Genomic DNA, 21,627 nt, shown 5'->3' with positions numbered 1-21,627 from the left:
CATGCGAGCAACTGGCCGAACAGTGACCGCGGTTGTCGGCGCCGCCCTGCTCATCGGGTGTGTCTCGGGACCGGCCGCCTCGAAGGGACCGGCCGCCTCGAAGGGACCGGCCGCCTCGAAGGGACCGGCCGCCTCGAAGGGATCGGCGGGTGAGCGGGTCCTGGTGTTCTCCAAGACCGCCGGGTTCCGGCACGACTCGATCCCCGAAGGGGTCGCCGCGGTGAAGAGCCTCGGCGCCGAGAACGGGTTCAGGGTCGACGCCACCGAGGATGCGAGAGCCTTCTCCTCGCGCAACCTCGCCCGGTACGACGCCGTGGTGTTCCTCTCCACGACCGGGGACGTCCTCGACGAGGCCCAACAGCGGGCCTTCGAGGGCTACATCAAGCGCGGCGGCGGTTACGTGGGCATCCACGCGGCCGCCGACACCGAGTACGACTGGGAGTTCTACGGCGGAATCGCCGGCGCCTACTTCCAGTCGCACCCGGCGATCCAGCCCGCGCGGATCGAGGTCGAGGACCGGGCACACCCGGCCACCTCGCACCTCGGGGAGTCCTGGAACCGTACGGACGAGTGGTACAACTACCGCTCCAATCCCCGGGACCGGGCCCACGTCCTGGCCTCGCTCGACGAGTCGTCGTACAGCGGCGGCACGATGAGCGGCGACCATCCGATCGCCTGGTGCCAGGAGTACCGGGGCGGCCGCGCCTTCTACACCGGCAGCGGTCACACCAAGGAGTCGTACGCCGATCCCGCCTTCCAGCAGCATCTGCTGGGCGGCATCCGGTGGGCCGTCGGCGCCGCGGAGGCCGACTGCCGCCCGGAGAAGGGGTATTCACCCCTCTTCGACGGGACCGCCGAGTCGCTGGCGGACTGGAGGCAGGCGGGACCGGGCTCGTTCTCGCTCTCGGACGACGGCACACTCACGTCGTCCGGCGGCCTGGGCATGCTCTGGTACGCGGACCGAGGCCTCGGCTCGTACTCGCTGAAGCTCGACTGGAGGATGGCGAGTGCCTCCGGGGACGACAACTCCGGTGTGTTCGTGGGCTTCCCGGCCTCCGACGACCCGTGGTCGGCCGTCGACAACGGCTACGAGGTCCAGATCGACGCGTCCGACGCCCCCGACCGCACCACCGGGGCCGTGTACAGCTTCCAGTCCGCCGACATCAGGAAGCGCGACCGTGCGCTGAACCCGCCGGGGGAGTGGAACACGTACGAGATCCGCGTGGAGGGCGAACGACTCCGTGTCTATCTCAACGGCGTGAAGATCAACGATTTCACCAACACCGATCCGGCGCGCAGCCTGCGTGACGGTCATGTCGGCATCCAGAACCACGGAGCCGAGGACCAGGTGTCCTTCCGGGACATCCGGATCAAGGAACTGCCGGCGCGAACCGGCGCGCAGGGCGATTGAGCGGCGGCGGGCGGAGGACGCCGGACCTCCGCCCGCCGTCTTGTCCCTTCTGTTCGTCCCCTCTGCGGCGGCTGATTCATCCGGCTGCCGCATCCGGCTCGCGTTTCCGGCTCGCGAACGACCTCACGTACGACAAGGAGGCTGCCCATGTCCGCCGAATCCTCCGTCTCCCCGCCCCGGGTGGGAGTGTGGCTGGTCGGAGCACGTGGCTCTGTCGCCACCACGGCCGTCACGGGTTGCGCCGCGGTGACCGCGGGGCTGCACCCACCGACGGGCATGGTCACCGAGACCCCCGCGTTCGCCGACTGCGGACTGCCCCCACTCTCGTCTCTCGTCTTCGGCGGGCACGACACGGTGGACTGCCCCCTGCCCAAACGGGCGGAGGCGCTCGCCGCGGGGGGCGTGCTGCCGCCCGGACTTCCGTCGGCCGTCACCGCCGAACTCGCCGCCGCCGACCGGGAGATCAGGCTCGGCGGCCCGCTGTCCGGTGAGACCCGGGGCGAGGACGAACTGATCGAGTCCCTGGCCTCCGACATCCGTGACTTCACGAGCCGGTGCGGTCTGGACCGTACGGTCGTGGTCAACGTGGCGTCCACGGAACCCGCGCCCACCGGTACGGAACTCCCGGCCAGCTCCCTGTACGCGTCGGCCGCGCTGCGGGCGGGCTGCCCCTACGTCAACTTCACCCCGTCCATGGGCCTGCACCACCCGGCACTCGGGTCCGCGGCCGCGGAGTCCGGGCTGCCGTACGCCGGCCGTGACGGCAAGACCGGCCAGACCCTGCTGCGGTCGGTCCTCGGCCCGATGTTCGCGCAGCGCGCGCTGGCGGTCCGCGCCTGGTCCGGTACGAACCTGCTGGGCGGCGGCGACGGCGCCGCCCTCGCCGACCCGGGGGCCGCGGCCGCGAAGAACGCGGGCAAGGAACGCGTCCTCGCCGACACCCTCGGCGGGGTTCCCGAGGGCGAGACCCACATCGACGACGTCCCGTCCCTCGGCGACTGGAAGACCGCCTGGGACCACATCGCCTTCGACGGCTTCCTCGGCACCCGGATGGTCCTCCAGACCACCTGGCAGGGCTGCGACTCCTCCCTCGCGGCCCCGCTGATCCTGGACCTGGCCCGCTTGGTCGCCCGCGCCCACGAGGCCGGCCTGTCCGGCCCGCTCTCCGAACTCGGCTTCTACTTCAAGGACCCGATGGGGGAGGGTCCCGCGGCCCTGGGCGAGCAGTACGCGCAACTGGTGGGGTTCGCGGGGCGGTTGCGGGAGGTCGGGGATCCGCAACCGCCTTCGGGTGAGGGGGCTGGCCCTTCGGGCGAACGACCGGGCCTTCCGGGGGAGCGGCGATGAGCACGGAGCCGGGGCGCGAGGCAGCAGACAGGTCCCACACGGAGACTCCGCACGGGAACTCCCGCACCGATGCTCCGCACGGGAACTCCCGTATTGAGGCTCCGCACGGGAAGGAGGAGCACCCGTGGCCACGGCGTAAGGGGCTGCGGTACGAGGCGTCGCGGGTCTCGGGGCCGAACTCGCAGGACGCGAACCGGAGCGAGCCGCATGCGAACCCGAGCGAGCCGCACGAGAGCCTGAGTGAGTCGCGCGAGAGCCCGGTGCAGCTGGAGGCAGACCCGGCGGAACAGCAGGCACGCCCTGGGGAGCGGGGCGCGAGCCCGATGCCACAGGACGCCGCGAGGGCGCAGCCACCACGGTCCGCGAGGCAGGGAGTGAACGTGAACGCCTGGGTGGAACTCCTGCGCCTCCCCGCCCTCTTCACGGTCCCCGGCGACGCGCTCGCGGGCGCCGCCGCGGCCGGGGCACGCCCGAACCCCCGAACCCTGGCGGCCATCGCCTCCTCCCTCTGCCTGTACGAGGCCGGTATGGCCCTCAACGACTGGGCCGACCGCGCCGAGGACGCCGTGGACCGCCCACACCGCCCCCTTCCTTCCGGCCGCATCAAGCCGGCCGCGGCCCTCGCGGCGGCCGGCGGCCTGACAGCGGCGGGCCTGGCCCTGGCGTCCACGGCGGGCCGACGACCCCTCGCGGTCGCCGGCGCACTGGCGGCCACGGTCTGGTCGTACGACCTGGTCCTCAAGCGCACCCCCGCGGGCCCCGTGGCGATGGCCGGGGCCCGCGCCCTGGACCTCCTCCTCGGCGGGGTGGCCGCCCACGGCGACATCCGCAGGGCACTGCCCTCCGCACTGGCCCTGGGCACCCACACCCTGGCCGTCACCACGGTCTCCCGCCACGAGACCCAGGGCGGTTCAGCGTGGGCCCCCTTGAGCGGGTTGGCCACGACGGCGGCACTGGCCTGGTCGGTCACCCGCGACGACCCGGCACGGGACCGGCAATCGGGAGAGGGCCTGCAAGGAGGACGGGACCGGCAAGCGGCACGGGACTGGCAACCGGGATGGGACCGGCAGCCAAGAGGGGATCGGCAAGCGGGACGGGACCGGCAGTCAGGTCGCGCGGCGGCAACCGCCACCAACCTAGTGTCCCTGCGCGGAGCACTCGCCGCCGTCTACGCGGTCACCGCCGCCCGCCCCCTCTTCCACGCCGCTCTCAACCCGTCCCCCCAACTCACCCAACGAGCCGTCGGCGGCGGCATCCGAGCCATGATCCCTCTGCAGGCCGCCCTCGCCGCCCGCTCCGGCGCTCCGGTCACCGCCCTCCTGACGGCGGCCCTCGCTCCGGCCGCCCGCCGGTTCGGCCGGAAGGTGAGCATGACATGAGCCTTCTGCCGAGCCCCCGCCCCACCGCTCACCCCCTCCGCTACTCCTACGGCACCAACGGCCTCACCGACCTCCGCCTGGACGACGCCCTCTCCCTCCTCGCCGACCTCGGCTACGACGGCGTCGGCCTGACGCTCGACCACATGCACCTGGACCCACTCGCCCCCGACCTCGCGGCCCGCACCCACAAACTCGCGCGCAGACTGGACGAGCTCGGCCTGGGCGTCACCATCGAGACCGGCGCCCGCTACGTACTCGACCCGAGGCGCAAGCACGGCCCGTCCCTCCTCGACCCGGACCCGGCCCAACGCGCCCGCCGCGCCGACCTGCTCGTCAGAGCCGTCCAGATCGCCACCGACCTCGGCGCCCACGCGGTCCACTGCTTCAGCGGCATCCTCCCGACGGACACCGCCACGGCCGGGGAAGCGGACGCCGAAGAGGATGCCGTCGCGGACGGTGAAGCGTCCGAGGACGCCGCCTGGAAGCGCCTCACCGAAACCCTCACCCCCGTCCTCGACGCCGCCACCGCCGCCGGAATCCCCCTCGCCGTCGAACCCGAACCCGGTCACCTCCTCGCCACCCTCGACGACTTCCACCGCCTGCGCACCGCCCTCGGCAGCCCCGACGCCCTCGGCCTCACCCTCGACATCGGCCACTGCCAGTGCCTCGAACCCCTCTCACCCGCCGACTGCGTACGAGCCGCCGCCCCCTGGCTGCGCCACGTCCAGATCGAGGACATGCGGCGCGGCGTCCACGAACACCTCCCCTTCGGTGACGGAGAGATCGACTTCCCTCCCGTACTCGAAGCCCTCGCCGCCGTCGGCTACCAGGGCCTGGTCTCCGTCGAACTGCCCCGCCACTCCCACGCCGGCCCCCAACTCGCCCAGCAGTCCCTCCCGTTCCTCCACCACGCGGCCGCCGTCTCCACACCCCCGGACGCCGACCGGCCGCCGATCCCCGGCGAGGGCTCCACCGCCTCCGAAGGGAGAACCCCGTGAACCACCTCCACGACGACCTCGGCACCCCGACGGACGTCGCCCCGCCGGCCCTCGCCGCCCTGCACACCCGCCTGAACGGCCGGCTCGACGGCGCCGCCCGCGCCTGGCTGGACCAGGCCCTCGACGAGGCGGCCGCCCACCCCGGCACCCACCGGCCCATCTCCGTATGGGAGTTGAGGATCGCCGAGGCCGGCCGCCGCTGCGGCCCCGAGCACGCGGAGGCGGCCCGCGTCCTCCTCCTGCACGCGGCCCGAGCCGACGCCACCACCCTCGCCCGCGTCTACCGCCAGGGCACCGCCGACGAACGCCGCGCCGTCCTCCAGGCCCTGCCCCACCTCGTGCCGGGCCCCGACGCCCTGCCGATCGTCGAGGACGCCCTGCGCACCAACGACACCCGGCTCGTGGCCGCTGCCGTCGGCCCGTACGCCGCCCTGCACCTGGACGCCCACAGCTGGCGGCACGCCGTGCTCAAGTGCCTGTTCACCGGTGTCCCCGTCGAGGCGGTGGCCGACCTGCCTCGCCGCGCCCGCGCCGACGCGGAACTCGCCCGCATGCTCGCCGACTACGCCGACGAACGCACCGCCGCGGGCCGTCCCGTACCCCAGGACCTGCACCACGTCCTGGCCCTGACCGAGCACCCGGCCACCCCGCCCGGCACCGACGCCCCCCACGGCAGCGACGGCAAGGAGTCCTGATGCGCATATTCGACCCCCACATCCACATGACGTCACGGACCACCGACGACTACGAAGCCATGCACGCGGCCGGTGTCAGAGCCGTCGTCGAACCCGCCTTCTGGCTCGGCCAGCCCCGCACCTCGGCGGCCTCCTTCCTCGACTACTTCGACTCCCTCCTCGGCTGGGAACCCTTCCGCGCCGCCCAGTACGGCATCGCCCACCACTGCACCCTCGCCCTCAACCCCAAAGAGGCCAACGACCCCCGCTGCGTGCCCGTCCTCGACGAACTTCCCCGGTATCTCGTCAAGGACCACGTCGTGGCCGTCGGCGAGATCGGATACGACTCGATGACCCCCGCAGAGGACACCGCCCTGGCCGCCCAGCTCCAGCTCGCCGCCACCTTCGAGCTGCCCGCGCTCGTCCACACCCCGCACCGCGACAAGCTGGCCGGCCTGCGCCGCACCCTCGACGTGGTCCGGGAGTCCGCACTGCCCCCGGACCACGTCCTGATCGACCACCTCAACGAGACCACGGTCAAGGAGGCCAAGGACGGCGGCTGCTGGCTCGGCTTCTCCGTCTATCCGGACACCAAGATGGACGAGGAACGGATGGTCGCGGTCCTTCACGAGTACGGGCCGGAGAAGGTGCTGGTCAACTCCGCGGCCGACTGGGGCAAGAGCGACCCGTTGAAGACCCGCAAGGTCGCGGACGCCCTGCTGAAGGCAGGGTTCACCGAGGACGACGTCGACCGGGTGCTGTGGCGCAACCCCGTCGCCTTCTACGGACTCAGCGGCCGCCTCGACCTGGAGGTCGCCGGCACGGACGCCACCCACGAGGGCAACTCCATCCTGCGCGGCGTCCCGAAGGCCGACCCCGGGACGGACCCGGACACCGCTTCCAAGGCCGATCCCACGATGACGGAGGCCTGACCCATGCGCTTCCGCCACCCCGACGGCTCCACCGTCCACCTCGCCTACTGCACCAACGTCCACCCCGCCGAGACCCTCGACGGCGTCCTCGCCCAGCTCCGCGACCACTGCGAACCCGTACGCAAACGTCTCGGCCGCGACCGGCTCGGCATCGGCCTGTGGCTCGCCAAGGACGCCGCCCACGCCCTCGTCTCCGACCCGTCCGCCCTGCGCGGGCTGCGCGGCGAACTCGACCTCCGCGGACTCGAAGTCGTCACCCTCAACGGCTTCCCCTATGAAGGATTCGGCGCCGAGGAGGTCAAGTACCGCGTCTACAAGCCGGACTGGGCCGACCCCGAGCGGCTCGAACACACCACGGCCCTCGCCCGCGTCCTCGCCGGACTCCTCCCCGACGATGTCGCCGAAGGCACCATCTCGACCCTGCCGCTCGCCTGGCGCACGGTGTATGACGACGGCCGTGCCGCCCGGGCCCACGCGGCCCTGGCCACCCTCGCCGAACGCCTCGACGCGCTGGAGGAACTGACCGGCCGCTCCATCCGTATCGGCCTGGAGCCGGAGCCGGGCTGCACCGTCGAGACCACGGCCGACGCCATCGCCCCGCTCACCGCGATCGGCCACCCCCGTATCGGCGTCTGCGTCGACACCTGTCACCTCGCCACCTCCTTCGAAGATCCGAACACCGCCCTGGACGCGCTTGCCGCCGCCGGCGTCCCCGTCGTCAAGTCCCAGCTCTCAGCCGCCCTGCACGCCGAACACCCCCACCTCCCCGAAGTCCGCGAGGCTCTCGCCGCCTTCGACGAACCCCGCTTCCTGCACCAGACCCGTACCCTCACCGCCGCCGGACTCCGTGGGACCGACGACCTCGGCGAGGCCGTCAAGGAGGACGCCCTGCCCGACGCCTCTCCGTGGCGCGCTCACTTCCACGTCCCGCTGCACGCGTCCCCGGACGCACCCCTCACCTCCACGCTGCCCGTACTGAAGGACACGCTGACCCGACTGGTCGGCGGCCCGCACCCGCTGACCAACCACCTCGAGGTCGAGACCTACACCTGGCAGGCCCTCCCGCCCGAGCTGCGCCCCCGCGCCCGCGCCCAGCTCGCCGACGGCATCGCCGCGGAACTCACCCTCGCCCGGGACCTGTTGACGGACCTCGGCCTGAAGGAACTCCCATGAGCACCCACGAGACCCCGGCAGCGCCGGCCGGCACCGACGGCTCCACGACCCCCACCCCTCTCCTCGTCCTCGACGTCGTCGGCCTCACCCCCCGTCTCCTCGACCACATGCCCCACCTCAAGACCCTCGCCCAGTCCGGCTCGCAGGCCACCCTCGGCACGGTCCTGCCCGCCGTCACCTGCGCCGCCCAGTCGACGTTCCTCACCGGCACCCACCCGTCCGAGCACGGCATCGTCGGCAACGGCTGGTACTTCCGCGACCTGGGCGACGTACTGCTGTGGCGCCAGCACAACGGACTGGTGTCCGGCGACAAACTGTGGGACGCCGCCCGGCGCGCGCACCCCGGCTACACGGTCGCCAATATCTGCTGGTGGTACGCCATGGGCGCCGACACCGACATCACCATCACCCCTCGTCCGATCTACTACGCCGATGGCCGCAAGGAACCCGACTGCTATACCCGGCCCCCGGCCCTGCACGACGAACTCACCGAGCAACTCGGCACGTTCCCGCTCTTCCACTTCTGGGGTCCCGGCGCCGACCTCGTCTCCAGCCAGTGGATCATCGACGCCACCCGGCACATCATCCGCACCCGCCACCCGGACCTGACCCTCTGCTACCTCCCTCATCTCGACTACGACCTGCAGCGCTTCGGCCCCGACGACCCGCGCTCCCTCAAAGCGGCCGCCGACCTGGACGCGGCCATGGCCCCCCTTCTCGACGACGCGCGAGCCGAAGGCCGGACCGTCGTCGCCCTGTCCGAGTACGGCATCACCCGCGTGGACCGTCCCGTCGACATCAACCGCGCACTGCGCCGCGCCGGACTCCTCGAAGTGCACACACAGGACGGCATGGAGTACCTCGACCCGATGGCCTCACGTGCCTTCGCCGTCGCCGACCATCAGATCGCCCATGTCTACGTACGCCGCCCCGAGGACCTGGAGGCCACGAAAGCGGCGCTCGCCGATCTGCCCGGCATCGAGCAACTCCTCGACGACGAGGGCAAGAAGACCCACCACCTCGACCATCCGCGCTCCGGCGAACTCGTCGCCGTGGCGGAGCCGGACGCCTGGTTCACGTACTACTACTGGCTCGACGACGCCCGCGCGCCCGACTTCGCGCAGCTCGTCGAGATCCACCGCAAACCCGGCTACGACCCGGTCGAGCTCTTCATGGATCCGCTCGACCCGTACGTCAAGGTCAAGGCCGCGGGCGCGCTGGCCCGTAAGAAGCTCGGCATGCGCTACCGCATGGCGGTCGTGCCCCTCGATCCCTCACCTATTCGAGGCAGCCACGGCCGCCTCCCCCTGAGCGACGACGAAGGTCCGCTCATCATCTGCTCCACCCCCCGCGCTGTCGGCGACCGCGTCGCGGCCACCGATGTGAAATCCCTGTTGCTCGACCTGGCCGGCCTCGGGTGACAGCACCCGGGAGTGGCCGGACGAGCGATTACGAAAAGTGAAACACACGGCACTGACAGTGTGTTCGGCCTGTGGATAACCGGCGTACCGCACGGCACCTGTCACAGCCGGACTCCTGACGAACATGGCTGGGCCCCTGCAGAACACGGTGGGCCCCTACCCGAAAGAGAGACACCGTGACCGCGTTCAACGACGAATCCGGAACCGGCGACGCCCTGCGTCGCGCGCTCGGCGTCAACCGCCGCCGCTTCCTCAGCACCTGCACCGCCGTTGGCGCCGGGGCGATCGCCGCCCCGGTGCTGGGCGCCTCACCGGCCCTGGCCCAGGACCGGGGCAGAGGCCACGACCACGGCCGTGGCCACGTCCTCGTTCCGCCGGGCAGGCGCGGCATCATCCTCTACACCGTCCGCGACGCCACGGCCCGCGACCCGCTCGCCTCGGACCTGCCCTCCGGCTTCCGCGAGGTGTTCAAGCAACTGGCCCGCCACGGATACCGCCAGGTGGAGTTCGCCGGCTACGGCCAGCACGCCAACGCGCCGGGCGGTGCCAACCTCGGTTCCGTGGCGGGCGCCAAGCTGCTGCGCTCCTGGCTCGACGACTACGGCCTGCGTGCCCAGGGCAACCACGGCTTCATACCGCCCTCCTGGCCGCTGACCAGCGCCGACGTGGACACCTTCAAGCTGAACCTGGAGATCGCCAACATCCTGGGCATGGACCACATGGGCACCGGCGGCGACCCCACCGGCAGCTCCTACCCGGCCGACTGGGACGTGGCGGCCGACAAGTGGAACGCGCTGGGCAGGATCGCCCGCCGCGAAGGCATCAAGCTGTACACGCACAACCACGACTCCGCCTACGGCTTCCTGCTCGACGGAGGCCCGCTGGACGCCCAGGGCCGGCCCACCCGCAGCTCCGGCATCCGCAAGCTGGAGTACTTCCTGAAGGCCACCGACCCGAAGCTGGTCTGGCTGGAGATGGACATCTTCTGGGCGCACGTGGCCCAGTACAAGTTCCACACCTACACCGCCCACGACGGCTCCACCCGCGAGAAGGTCTTCGACCCGGCGGGGCTCGTCGCCCGCCACAACAAGCGCTACCCGCTGTTCCACGCCAAGGACGGTGTCGTGAGCACCACCAACGGCATGGGCTACGACATGGTGCCCTTCGGAACAGGTGTCATCGACTACACCACGTTCTTCTCGCGGGTCGGGGACCGGAACTACCACAACCCGATGGTCGAGGACGACAACTCGCCCAGTGCCGCCGACCCCGCACAGTCGCTGCGCGAGGCCAAGATCAGTTACGACAACCTCGCGGCCCTCCGCGCAAGGCGCCGCTGACCACGACACGCAGCGAACGGTCCTCCCCACGTGGTGCGTGGGGAGGACCGTCGGCGTTTCCGAGGACTGAAGCGGTTCTTGGGGGGACTAGGACGTTGTCGGGGACGGGCACGGCGGACACGGCACGGGACGGTTCCGCGCTGCGGAGTTCATGGCGCGGCATCGCCTCACCAAAGCTGATCGTCTCCTCACCGCTCAGGCCATCTCCTCGCCGATCGGGTGCGGGTTGGGCACGACGCGCTTGGGACTCGGGCGGCCGGGAGCGCGCAGGAAGAGCGCGAGGACCGCGGAACCGAGACCGATGCTGCCTGCCAGTGCGAAGGCGCCTCCGTAGCCCCAGGTGCTCACGACGACGGCTCCCACGCCGGAGCCGACGAGACCCGAGATGAGCTTGGAGCTGTAGACCATGCCGTAGTTGGAGGCGTTGTTGTTCTCACCGAAGTAGTCCGCCGTCATGGCCGCGAAGAGCGGGAAGATCGCGCCGCCGCCGAAACCGGAGACCATCGAGCAGACCAGGAAGAACGGCATCGATCCCACGTTCCCGGAGAAGAACACGCCGAACTGCGAGCAGCCGAGGACGATACAGACGATGACGAGTGTGTTCCGGCGGCCGTAGCGGTCCGAGATCCAGCCGATGACACCGCGTCCGGTGCCGTTGACGATCGCCTTGAGTGACATCGCGGTGGCCACGATTCCGCCCGCGAACCCCATCTCCTTTCCGAACGGCACCTGCATGGCGATGCCGAAGATGTTGATGCCGGCCGTGCACAACAGGCAGAACCACATCATCCACAGGACGGGCGTCCTGGCCGCCTCCCGCGGTGTGTACTGCTTGACCGCCGGCGGGTTCTTCGCCAGTGCCCGCACGACCCGCGGGTCGTCGGAGGTCTTCAGCGGGTCGACGTTCGCGGGCCACCAGTTCTTCGGCGGGTCCTTGAAGAACCAGCCGGCGACGGCGACGACCGTGCAGCAGATCACGCCGACCATGACCAGCACGGTCTCGTAGTTGGACAGGTCCATGTAGGAGGTGAACAGGAACACGAAGGGCACGGAGCCGTAGGCGAAACCGCCGTTGACCATGCCGGTCTTGCCGCCCTTGCGCTCCGGATACCACTTGCCGACCATGTTCACGCAGGTCGCGTAGACGAGGCCGGCGCCGATGCCGCTGAACATGCCGAAGCCTATGTAGGCGACGATCACGTGCGGCGCGTACGCCAGTGAGACATAGCCGAGGACCGTGCCGAGCGCGCCGAGCATCATGGCGTACCGCGCGGGCAGTTTTCCGCTCTCGCGCAGCTGGCCGGCCGGGAAGGCCACGGCCGCCTGGAAGAACACCCAGACGCCCATCAGCCAGAAGATGTGCCCACTGTCCCAGAGGTGGGCCTCGTGCAGGGTGTCCTCGGCGGATGTGAACGCGTACTCCGAGGAGCTGATGCCCATCATGCCCATCCAGGGGAAGAGCACCATGGTCCAGCGTGGTCGCCCCATGATGTCCCGGTCGGTCTCACCGATCCGGTACAGGCGGCCGTTGCGGTCCGTCACCTCCCTGTAGGGGACGGATGTCGTGAAGTCGGTGGTTGTCATGTCGCGTAGCACCCCTCGCGTCGAAAGATCTGGCCAGCGCCCCCTGTCCAATTCCTTTCGTGTGCGCACGGGTCCCGGGGCGGGCCGACGCGCACCGTCGGCCCGCCCCTTCACCGGGTCAAGTCATGAACCGCCCCCCAACAGCGCCCGCCGTGCGCCGCGGCGTCACAACAGCCCCGCCGCGCGCGCCCAGCGGGCTGCCACACGCCCGGGGGACAACCCCCGGACCCCCGGCCGGTTCGCCGCTCGCCCGCCGCCTCACAACAACCCCGCTGCCCGCGCCCACCGATACTTCGCGCCGAGCACGGCCACCGGCTTCTCGGTCGTGTACGGGTATGCCACGACCCCGTGCTCGTAGAGGTACTGGCAGGCCTCCTCGACCTCGACGTCGCCCGCGAGCGACGCCACGACGGGCTTCTCGATCCCGCGCTCCCGGAATTCGGCCACCACGCGCGCGGTGAGCTCGGCGAAGACCATGGGAGGGGTCACGATGGTGTGCCAGTAGCCGAGGACGAGCGAGTGGATCCGCGGGTCCTCCAGACCGAGCCGGATCGTCGCCTCGTACGTCGACGGCGGCTCGCCGCCCGTGATGTCCACCGGGTTGCCGGCCGCGCCGAAGGGCGGGATGAACTTCCTGAAGGACGCGTCCAGATCCGGTGGGATCTCCATCAGGGAGAGGCCGTTGTCGGTCACCGCGTCGGACAGCAGTACGCCACTGCCGCCGGCGCCCGTGATGATCACGATGTTGTCGCCCTGGGGCGTCGGCAGCACCGGCAACGCGCGCGCGTACTCCAGCATTTCGTTCAGACCGGGCGCCCTGATGACACCGGCCTGCTTGAGGATGTCCTCGTACACGGCGTCGTCGCCCGCGAGGGCGCCCGTGTGCGAGCCCGCGGCCTTGGCACCGGCCGCCGTACGGCCCGCCTTCAGGACGACCACCGGCTTCTTGGGGACGGTCGCCCGCGCGGCCTCCACGAAGGCGCGTCCGTCCTTGAGGTCCTCCAAGTGCATGGCGATGCACTTGGTGTTGGGGTCCTCGCCGAACCAGGTCAGCAGGTCGTCCTCGTCCAGGTCCGACTTGTTGCCGAGCCCCACGATCGCGGAAACACCTGTCTTCGTAGTGCGCGCGAAGCCCAGAATGGCCATACCTATGCCACCGGACTGGGAGGTGAGCGCGACGCCGCCCTTGACGTCGTACGGCGTGCAGAACGTGGCGCACAGGTCGTGCCACGTCGAGTAGTAGCCGTAGATGTTCGGCCCGAGCAGCCGGACTCCGTAGCGCTCGCCGATGGCCACGATCTCGTCCTGGAGCGCGTGCTCACCGGTCTCCGCGAACCCCGAGGGGATCAGGACGGCGTTGGGGATCCCCTTGCGTCCCACCTCCTCCAGGGCCGAGGCCACGAACTTGGCGGGAATAGCGAAGACCGCCACATCCACCTCACCGGGAACGTCCGTGACACTCTTGTACGCCTTGCGGCCCAGAATGTCATCGGCCTTGGGGTTCACCGGGTGGATCTCCCCGGAGAAACCGCCGTCGATGAGGTTGCGCATGACCGAATTGCCGATCTTGCCCTGCTCGTTGGAGGCGCCGATCACGGCCACCGACGACGGCTGCATCAGCCGGCGCATGGTGGTGAGGATCTCGTCGCGCGTGTACTTCCGTCGCGGCTTGGCCACTTCCTCGGCGAGGATGACCCGGATGTCCGCGGCCATCGCGCCTTCCGGGGTCGCGATCACCGGGTTCAGGTCCACCTCGGCGATCTCCGGGAAGTCCGCGACCAGTTCGGAGACCCGGCGGATCTGCTCGGCGATCGCCCACCGGTCGACGGCCGGAGCGCCGCGCACCCCGCGCAGGATCTCCGCGGCCCGGATCGAGTCCAGCATCGACAGCGCCTCGTCCGCGTCCACGGGTGCCAGCCGGAACGTGACGTCCTTGAGGACCTCGACGAGCACACCGCCGAGCCCGAAGGCCACGACCTTCCCGAACGTCGGATCGGTCACCGCGCCGACGATGACCTCCTGCCCCTTGGGGAGCAGTTCCTGGACCTGTACGCCCTCGATACGGGCCTGGGAGTCGTACGCCCGGGCGTTCTCGATGATCTTGTGGAAGGCGGCGCGTACGTCCGTCGCGCCCTCCACGCCGACGATCACGCCGCCGGCGTCGGTCTTGTGGAGGATGTCGGGGGAGACGATCTTCATCACGACGGGCCCTCCGAAGCGCGCCGCGTAGGAGACCGCCTCGTCCACGTCGGTCGCCAGCTCCTCGCCGGGGACGGCGATCGCGTACGCGTCGGCGATCACCTTGCCCTCGGGCGCGGTGAGCGCCGTCCGCCCCTCGGCCCGCACGGCTTCGAGGAGCGTGCGCACCCTCAGCACCCGGTCTTCGGCCATCAATCAGATCACTCCGTTCGACTTGAGCAGGCGCAACTCCTCGTCGCCGAGACCGAGCTCGCCGACGTACACCTCTTCGTTGTGCTCGCCCAGCAGCGGCGAACTGGTCACGTCCACGGGAGAGTCGGAGAGCTTCAGCGGGCTGCCCACGGTCACGAAGTCGCCCCGCTCGGGGTGCGGCACCGTCACGACCATCTCGTTGGCGACCAGCGACTCGTCCTCGATGATCTCCTTGGTGGAGAGGATCGGGCCGCAGGGGATGTTGTGGGCGTTGAGCTGCTCGAGCACCTGCCACTTGGGGAGCGTGGACGACCACTCCTCGATGAGCTGGAACATCTTGGTGAGCTGCGGGAGGCGGGCCTCCGGGGTCGCCCACTCGGGGGCGTCCGCGAGTTCCGGGCGTCCGATGAGCTCGGTGATGGGCTTCCAGCCGACGGGCTGCACGATGACGTACACGTAGTCGTTCGGGCCGCCCGGCGCGCACTTGACGGCCCAGCCGGGCTGGCCGCCGCCGGACGCGTTGCCGGACCTGGGAACCTCGTCGCCGAAGTCGTCGTTGGGATATTCAGCCAGCGGTCCATGCCCGAGGCGCTGCTGGTCCCGCAGTTTCACCCGGCACAGATTCAGCACGGCGTGCTGCATCGCCACGTTCACGCGCTGCCCGCGCCCCGTGTTCTCCCGCTGGAACAGGGCGGCGAGGATCGCCGCCACCGCGTGGATGCCCGTGCCCGAGTCACCGATCTGGGCCCCCGTCGCCAGCGGCGGCCCGTCCTCGAAGCCGGTGGTCGACATCGACCCGCCCATGGCCTGAGCGACGACCTCGTACGCCTTGAAGTTGGTGTACGGGCCGTCCCCGAACCCCTTGATGGAGGCATAGACGATCTGCGGATTGATCTCCTGGATGCGGTCCCAGGTGAAGCCCATGCGGTCGACCGCGCCCGGTCCGAAGTTCTCGACCATGACGTCCGAGCGCCGGATCAGCTCGGTGAGGATCTCCTTGCCGCGCTCGGTCTTGGTGTTGAGGGTGATGCTCCGCTTGTTGCAGTTGAGCATCGTGAAGTAGAGGGAGTCGACGTCCGGGAGGTCACGCAGCTGCTTGCGCGTGATGTCTCCGGTCGGCGCCTCCAGTTTGACGACGTCCGCGCCGAGCCAGGCGAGCAGCTGGGTGGCGGAAGGACCGGACTGGACGTGCGTCATGTCGAGGACGCGGACGCCTTCGAGGGCCTTGGCCGAGGTCGTCGGCGTCGCTGCCGTTGCTGACGCCGCAGTCGTTGCTGTCGCTTTCGTCAACGGTTCCACCTCACTTGTACATCGTCTGGTTCATGGTTCCGGGGGCGTACGCGTCCGGGTCGACCCAGACGTTGATCAGTGACGGCTTGCCCGACTCACGGGCGCGCTGGAGGGCGGGGGCGATGTCGGCGGGGTCGCGGACCTCTTCGCCGTAACCGCCCAGCATCTGGGCGAACTTGTCGTAGTGGACGTCGCCGAGGGTGTTGCCGACCCGCTCGCGCTCCAGGCCGTACTTGGCGGCCTGGCCGTAGCGGATCTGGTTCATGGAGGAGTTGTTGCCGACGATGCCGACGAAGGGGAGGTTGTAGCGGACGAGGGTCTCGAAGTCCCAGCCGGTGAGGGAGAAGGCGCCGTCCCCGAAGAGGGCGACGACCTCCTTGTCGGGCCGTGCCTTCTTGGCGGCGAGCACGAAGGGGACGCCGACGCCGAGCGTGCCGAGCGGCCCCGGGTCCATCCAGTGCCCGGGCGACTTGGGCTGCACGACCTGACCGGAGAAGGTGACGATGTCGCCGCCGTCGCCGATGTAGATGGAGTCCTCGGTGAGGAAGTCGTTGATCTCGCTGACCAGGCGGTACGGGTGGATCGGCGAGGCGTCCGACTTCAGGTTCGGCAGCCGCTTCTCGATGGCGGTCTGCTCGGCGGCGCGCAGTTCGTCGAGCCACTCCTTGCGCTTCGACGCGCCCCCGTTGATGCGTCCGGAGGCCGCCTCGGTGACCGACTTGAGGACCAGACCCGCGTCACCGACGATCCCGAGGTCGATGTCCCGGTTCTTGCCGACGGTCCGGTAGTCGAGGTCGATCTGCACGACGGTCGCGTCCTGCGACAGCCGCTTCCCGTAGCCCATGCGGAAGTCGAAGGGCGTACCGACGATGACGATGACGTCGGCGTTGGAGAAGGCGTACCGGCGCGACAGCTGGAAGTGGTGCGGGTCCCCGGGCGGCAGGGTGCCGCGCCCGGCGCCGTTCATGTACGCCGGGATGTTGAGGGTGCGTACGAGGTCGATGGCGGACTCGGTGCCGCGGGTCGTCCACACCTGGCTGCCCAGCAGGATCGCGGGCTTCTCGGCGTGCACGAGGAGGTCGGCGAGCTTCTCGATGGCCTCGGGGTCACCGGCCGAGCGGGTCGAGGCCCGGTAGTGGCCGGCGGCGGGGACCCGGGCCTTCTCGACCGGCACCTTGGCGTCGAGGACATCGCGCGGGATCTCCAGGAAGGACGGGCCGGGCGCCCCGTGGTAGCACTCGCGGAACGCCATCGACACCATGTCGGCGGCCCGCGCGGTGTCCGGCACGGTCGCCGCGAACTTGGTGATCGGCGTCATCATGTCGACGTGCGGCAGGTCCTGAAGGGACCCCATCTTGTGCTGGGTGTGGGCTCCCTGGCCGCCGATCAGCAGCATCGGGGACTCCGCGCGGAAGGCGTTGGCGACACCCGTTACGGCGTCGGTCGTGCCGGGGCCGGCGGTGACGACGGCGCAGCCGGGCTTGCCGGTGATGCGCGCGTAACCGTCGGCGGCGTGGGCGGCGACCTGTTCGTGGCGTACGTCGACGACCTCGATGCCCTCGTCGACGCAGCCGTCGTAGATGTCGATGATGTGGCCGCCGCAGAGCGTGTAGATGACCTCCACACCCTCCGCTTTGAGTGCCTTGGCGACCAGGTGCCCACCGGAGATGAGGTTCTGGCTGTTGTCGTCGGGCATGGCGAAGTCCTGTCCCTTCGTAGGGGATTGGGCGCGCGGAAGTGCAGGTCGGACGTGGTGCGCGCACTGTTCGTGGATGCCGTCGCGGTACATTGCATACAGTCGACGAATACTGTATGAAGCTTGTTATCCCGCATCCAGTGGGTGGTGTCCAGGGGGCGTGCGGCACTTTTAAGAGGGAGCCGAGATGGACCTGTTCGAACACCAGGCAAGGGAACTCTTCGAGGAACACGGCATCTTGGTGCCGAGGGCGGAGGTCACGAACTCGCCCAAGGAGGCGCGCGAGATCGCCCGCAGGCTCGGCGGCCGGGTCGTCGTCAAGGCACAGGTGAAGACCGGAGGACGCGGCAAAGCGGGCGGCGTGAAACTCGCCGCGGACCCCGCCGCCACCGAACTGACGGCCCGCCAGATCCTCGGTATGGACATCAAGGGCCACACCGTCGGCAAGGTGATGCTGGCCCAACCGGTCGACATCGAGAGCGAGTTCTACGTCAGTTACGTACTCGACCGAGCGGCCGGCCGGTTCCTCGCGATCGCCTCGGCCGAGGGCGGCATGGACATCGAGGAGGTCGCCGCCACCCGGCCGGGCGCCGTGGCGCGCGTCCACATCGACCCCGCCGAGGGCGTCACCTCCGCGAAGGCGGCCGAGATCGCCGACGCCGCGGGCCTGCCCCCGCAGACCGTCGACGTCCTGGTCAGGCTCTGGGACGTACTGATCCGTGAGGACGCCGTACTCGTCGAGGTGAACCCCCTCGTCCGTACCGCCCAGGGGCAGATCCTCGCCCTCGACGGGAAAGTCACCCTCGACGACAACGCCCGCTTCCGGCAGGCACGTTGGGGCGACCAGGAGTCCACGCACGACGACCCGCTGGAGGCGGCGGCCGCCGCCAAGAACCTCAACTACGTGAAGCTGGACGGCGAGGTCGGCGTCATCGGCAACGGCGCGGGCCTCGTCATGTCGACGCTCGACGTGGTAGCCGGCTGCGGCGCGCGCCCCGCCAACTTCCTCGACATCGGCGGCGGAGCCTCCGCCCAGATCATGGCCGACGGCCTCTCCGTCATCCTCTCCGACCCGGCCGTCAAGTCCGTCTTCGTCAACGTCTTCGGCGGCATCACCGCCTGCGACGCGGTCGCCGACGGCATCGTGCAGGCCCTGGAATCGGTCCACTTGACCAAGCCGCTGGTCGTCCGCCTCGACGGGAACAACGCCGTACGCGGCCGGGCGATCCTCGACGACCGCGCGCACCCCCTGGTCCAGCAGGCCACCACCATGGACGGCGCCGCGCGCCGTGCCGCCCAACTCGCCAACGCCAGCTGAAGGAGCGGGACATGGCCATCTACCTCACCAAGGAGAGCAAGGTCCTCGTCCAGGGCATGACCGGCGGCGAGGGCATGAAGCACACCCGGCGCATGCTCGCGGCCGGCACCGACGTCGTCGGCGGCGTCAACCCGCGCAAGGCCGGGCAGAGCGTCGACTTCGACGACCGTGCCGTCCCCGTCTTCGGCTCCGTGCGCGAGGGCATCGAGGCCACGGGGGCCGACGTCAGCGTCGTCTTCGTCCCACCGGCCTTCTCCAAGGCGGCAGTTGTGGAAGCCGCGGACGCCGGCATCGAGCTCGTCGTCGTCATCACCGAGGGCATCCCGGTCCACGACTCGGTCGCCTTCACCGCGTACGCGAGGGCGAAGGGCACACGGATCATCGGCCCCAACTGCCCCGGCCTGATCACCCCCGGCCAGTCCAACGCCGGCATCATCCCGGCCGACATCACCAAGTCGGGCAGCATCGGCCTGGTCTCCAAGTCGGGCACGCTCACCTACCAACTCATGTACGAACTCCGGGACATCGGCTTCTCGACCTGTGTCGGCATCGGCGGGGACCCCGTCGTCGGCACCACCCACATCGACTGCCTGGCCGCCTTCCAGGACGACCCGGACACCGAACTCATCGTCCTCATCGGGGAGATCGGCGGCGACGCCGAGGAACGAGCGGCCGCGTACGTCCGCGACCACGTCACCAAACCCGTCGTCGGCTACATCGCCGGTTTCACCGCACCCGAGGGCAAGACGATGGGCCACGCGGGCGCGATCGTCTCCGGCTCGTCCGGCACAGCCCAGGCGAAGAAGGAAGCCCTGGAAGCGGCAGGAGTCCGGGTCGGCAACACCCCGACCGAGACGGCCCGGCTGGTCCTCGCCGCACTGGACGAGACCGGATGACGGAGCGTGATGTCACTCATAGTTGAAATGACGTTACTTTCCGAGGTCGATTCGCCTCGCTAGCGGCCTTCGTACGACGTCTCCGAACGCGAGTACACCAAGCGCTCTGAGTACGCCAAGCAACTCCGAGCGTTCCAGGTACTCCAAGCGCGCCCAGTACTCCCTACGGGCAACGAGCCATGCACTACCGCCCCCGACTGTGCACCGAGAGCGGAGCAACCGAATGGCACCCACCCTCACCCTCAAGTCCCACACCTCCTGGACCGACGCCTGGCAACGCTGCCTCGCCGTGGCGCCGGAAGCCTTCCGGGACGACCGTGTCCTCAACCTCTGGGGCGCCGCCTGGCAGGCGGACGGCAGGGCGCTGTCCGCCACCAGCCCCGTGGACGGCAGCCCGATCGCGGGGCCGCCGCGCCTGGACGGCCTGACGGCCCACCAGGCCGTACGCGCCTCACTCGACCACCACCGCGCCTGGCGGCACGTGCCCCTGGACGAACGCCGGGCCCGTGTCGCGGCCACGCTCGACGCGCTCACCGAGCACCGCGAACTGCTCGCGCTCCTCCTCGTCTGGGAGATCGGCAAGCCCTGGCGCCTCGCGCAGGCCGACGTCGACCGGGCCATCGACGGCGTGCGCTGGTACGTCGACGGGATCGAGCCCATGGTCGAGGGCCGGACCCCGCTCGACGGACCCGTGTCCAACATCGCGAGCTGGAACTACCCGATGAGCGTGCTCGTTCACACAATGCTGATACAGGCATTGGCAGGGAACGCGGTCATCGCCAAGACCCCGACCGACGGCGGCGTCGCGTGTCTCACCCTGGCCTGCGCACTCGCCGCGCGCGAGGGGATTCCCGTCACCCTCGTCAGCGGCAGCGGGGGCGAGCTGTCGGAGGCGCTGGTGCGCGCGCCCGAGATCGGCTGCGTCTCCTTCGTCGGCGGCCGCGACACGGGCGCCGCGGTGGCCACGGCCGTCGCCGACCTCGGCAAACGACACGTACTGGAACAGGAGGGACTGAACACCTGGGGCATCTGGAACCACACCGACTGGGACACGCTGACGGCGGTCATCCCCAAGCTCTTCGACTACGGCAAGCAGCGCTGCACCGCCTACCCGCGCTTCGTCGTCCAGCGTGAGCTGTTCGACGACTTCCTGGCGGCGTACCTGCCGGCGGTCCGTACCCTGCGAGTCGGCCACCCGCTGGCGGTCGAGCACCCGGACGACCCGTATCCGCAGCTGGACTTCGGTCCTGTGATCAACGCGGCCAAGGCGAAGGACCTCCACGACCAGGTCGCCGAGGCGATCGACCGGGGCGCGGTCCCGCTGCACCGCGGCCGGCTCGCCGACGCGCGCTTCCTGCCCGGCCAGGACACGGCGGCGTACGTCCAACCGGTCACGCTCCTCAACCCGCCCCCGTCCTCGCCCCTTCACCACGCGGAACCCTTCGGCCCGGTCGACACCATCGTCCTGGTCGACACCGAGGCGGAGCTGCTCGCCGCGATGAACGCGTCGAACGGCGCGCTCGTCGCGACCCTGTCGACGGACGACGAGGCCACGTACGACCGACTGGCCCCGCAGATCCGCGCGTTCAAGGTCGGCCACGGCAAGCCCCGTTCGCGCGGCGACCGCGACGAGCTCTTCGGCGGCTTCGGCGCGTCCTGGCGGGGCGCGTTCGTGGGCGGCGAACTGCTGATCCGCGCGGTGACGCGAGGACCGGCGGGGGAGCGGTTGCCGGGCAACTTCCCGGAGTACCACCTCATGCCGTGACCGCGAGTGGGC

Annotated in this window: 16 protein-coding genes; 12 read left to right on the top strand and 4 right to left on the bottom strand. The window is 70.3% G+C overall.

What is annotated here, in order from left to right; translation table 11 throughout:
- Position 1: 1 nt before the first annotated feature.
- The 9 genes from ACH4YP_RS03790 (at position 2) to ACH4YP_RS03750 (ending at position 10,675) form a co-directional block, all read left to right on the top strand.
- Entirely contained in the window at positions 2 to 1,411 is a 1,410-nt protein-coding gene (locus ACH4YP_RS03790; RefSeq protein WP_398489191.1) for a ThuA domain-containing protein, read from the top strand.
- Positions 1,412 to 1,558: 147 nt separating this feature from the next.
- The gene (locus tag ACH4YP_RS03785; protein WP_398489190.1) at positions 1,559 to 2,758 is read left to right on the top strand and encodes an inositol-3-phosphate synthase; all 1,200 of its coding nucleotides are present in this window, start codon (positions 1,559 to 1,561) and stop codon (positions 2,756 to 2,758) included.
- A 323-nt stretch (positions 2,759 to 3,081) separates the two neighbouring features.
- Complete coding sequence (locus tag ACH4YP_RS03780) at positions 3,082 to 4,137, top strand: SCO3242 family prenyltransferase (RefSeq protein WP_398489472.1); 1,056 nt, start codon at positions 3,082 to 3,084, stop codon at positions 4,135 to 4,137.
- Positions 4,134 to 5,135, top strand: a complete 1,002-nt coding sequence (locus ACH4YP_RS03775; RefSeq protein WP_398489189.1) for a sugar phosphate isomerase/epimerase family protein — start codon at positions 4,134 to 4,136, stop codon at positions 5,133 to 5,135. The genes ACH4YP_RS03780 and ACH4YP_RS03775 overlap by 4 nt, the downstream gene beginning before the upstream one ends.
- Positions 5,132 to 5,830 carry an EboA domain-containing protein gene (locus tag ACH4YP_RS03770; RefSeq protein WP_398489187.1) on the top strand — a complete coding sequence of 233 codons (699 nt, stop codon included), beginning with the start codon at positions 5,132 to 5,134 and terminating at the stop codon, positions 5,828 to 5,830. Before ACH4YP_RS03775 ends, ACH4YP_RS03770 begins: the two co-directional genes overlap by 4 nt.
- Positions 5,830 to 6,741 (top strand): TatD family hydrolase, encoded by a 912-nt coding sequence (locus ACH4YP_RS03765; RefSeq protein ID WP_398489186.1) that lies wholly within the window; start codon positions 5,830 to 5,832, stop codon positions 6,739 to 6,741. Before ACH4YP_RS03770 ends, ACH4YP_RS03765 begins: the two co-directional genes overlap by 1 nt.
- 3 nt (positions 6,742 to 6,744) lie before the next feature.
- Positions 6,745 to 7,914, top strand: a complete 1,170-nt coding sequence (eboE, locus tag ACH4YP_RS03760) for a metabolite traffic protein EboE (protein WP_361060737.1) — start codon at positions 6,745 to 6,747, stop codon at positions 7,912 to 7,914.
- Positions 7,911 to 9,335, top strand: a complete 1,425-nt coding sequence (locus ACH4YP_RS03755; RefSeq protein ID WP_398489185.1) for a nucleotide pyrophosphatase/phosphodiesterase family protein — start codon at positions 7,911 to 7,913, stop codon at positions 9,333 to 9,335. Before eboE ends, ACH4YP_RS03755 begins: the two co-directional genes overlap by 4 nt.
- A gap of 176 nt (positions 9,336 to 9,511) precedes the next feature.
- Positions 9,512 to 10,675 carry a sugar phosphate isomerase/epimerase family protein gene (locus ACH4YP_RS03750; RefSeq protein WP_398489184.1) on the top strand — a complete coding sequence of 388 codons (1,164 nt, stop codon included), beginning with the start codon at positions 9,512 to 9,514 and terminating at the stop codon, positions 10,673 to 10,675.
- A gap of 195 nt (positions 10,676 to 10,870) precedes the next feature.
- Here ACH4YP_RS03750 and ACH4YP_RS03745 read toward each other — a convergent pair whose 3' ends face one another.
- From ACH4YP_RS03745 to ACH4YP_RS03730, 4 genes are all read right to left on the bottom strand, one after another.
- Positions 10,871 to 12,259, bottom strand: coding sequence for an OFA family MFS transporter (locus ACH4YP_RS03745; RefSeq protein WP_398489182.1), 1,389 nt, complete (start codon positions 12,257 to 12,259; stop codon positions 10,871 to 10,873).
- Between the two features lie 258 nt (positions 12,260 to 12,517).
- A complete protein-coding gene (locus ACH4YP_RS03740) occupies positions 12,518 to 14,650 on the bottom strand; it encodes an acetate--CoA ligase family protein (protein WP_398489181.1) in 2,133 nt (710 codons plus the stop codon).
- A gap of 3 nt (positions 14,651 to 14,653) precedes the next feature.
- Positions 14,654 to 15,940 (bottom strand): formyl-CoA transferase, encoded by a 1,287-nt coding sequence (frc, locus tag ACH4YP_RS03735; RefSeq protein ID WP_398489180.1) that lies wholly within the window; start codon positions 15,938 to 15,940, stop codon positions 14,654 to 14,656.
- Positions 15,941 to 15,950: 10 nt separating this feature from the next.
- Positions 15,951 to 17,636: a thiamine pyrophosphate-binding protein gene (locus tag ACH4YP_RS03730; protein WP_361060748.1), complete on the bottom strand. Its 1,686-nt coding sequence runs from the start codon at positions 17,634 to 17,636 to the stop codon at positions 15,951 to 15,953.
- Positions 17,637 to 17,823: 187 nt separating this feature from the next.
- Between ACH4YP_RS03730 and sucC the strand changes: the two genes are divergently transcribed.
- The 3 genes from sucC to ACH4YP_RS03715 all read left to right on the top strand — a co-directional run bounded on the left by sucC (position 17,824) and on the right by ACH4YP_RS03715 (position 21,615).
- Positions 17,824 to 18,954, top strand: a complete 1,131-nt coding sequence (gene sucC, locus ACH4YP_RS03725) for an ADP-forming succinate--CoA ligase subunit beta (protein ID WP_398489179.1) — start codon at positions 17,824 to 17,826, stop codon at positions 18,952 to 18,954.
- A gap of 11 nt (positions 18,955 to 18,965) precedes the next feature.
- A complete protein-coding gene (gene sucD / locus ACH4YP_RS03720; RefSeq protein ID WP_398489178.1) occupies positions 18,966 to 19,850 on the top strand; it encodes a succinate--CoA ligase subunit alpha in 885 nt (294 codons plus the stop codon).
- Between the two features lie 223 nt (positions 19,851 to 20,073).
- Positions 20,074 to 21,615: an aldehyde dehydrogenase family protein gene (locus ACH4YP_RS03715; RefSeq protein WP_398489177.1), complete on the top strand. Its 1,542-nt coding sequence runs from the start codon at positions 20,074 to 20,076 to the stop codon at positions 21,613 to 21,615.
- Positions 21,616 to 21,627 lie beyond the last annotated feature (12 nt).

This window comes from Streptomyces sp. NPDC020747, assembly GCF_044334695.1.
In the GTDB taxonomy this organism is placed as follows: Bacteria; Actinomycetota; Actinomycetes; order Streptomycetales; family Streptomycetaceae; genus Streptomyces.
Note: the sequence above shows the minus strand (reverse complement) of the source record. Positions and strands in the feature narration are given on the sequence as shown.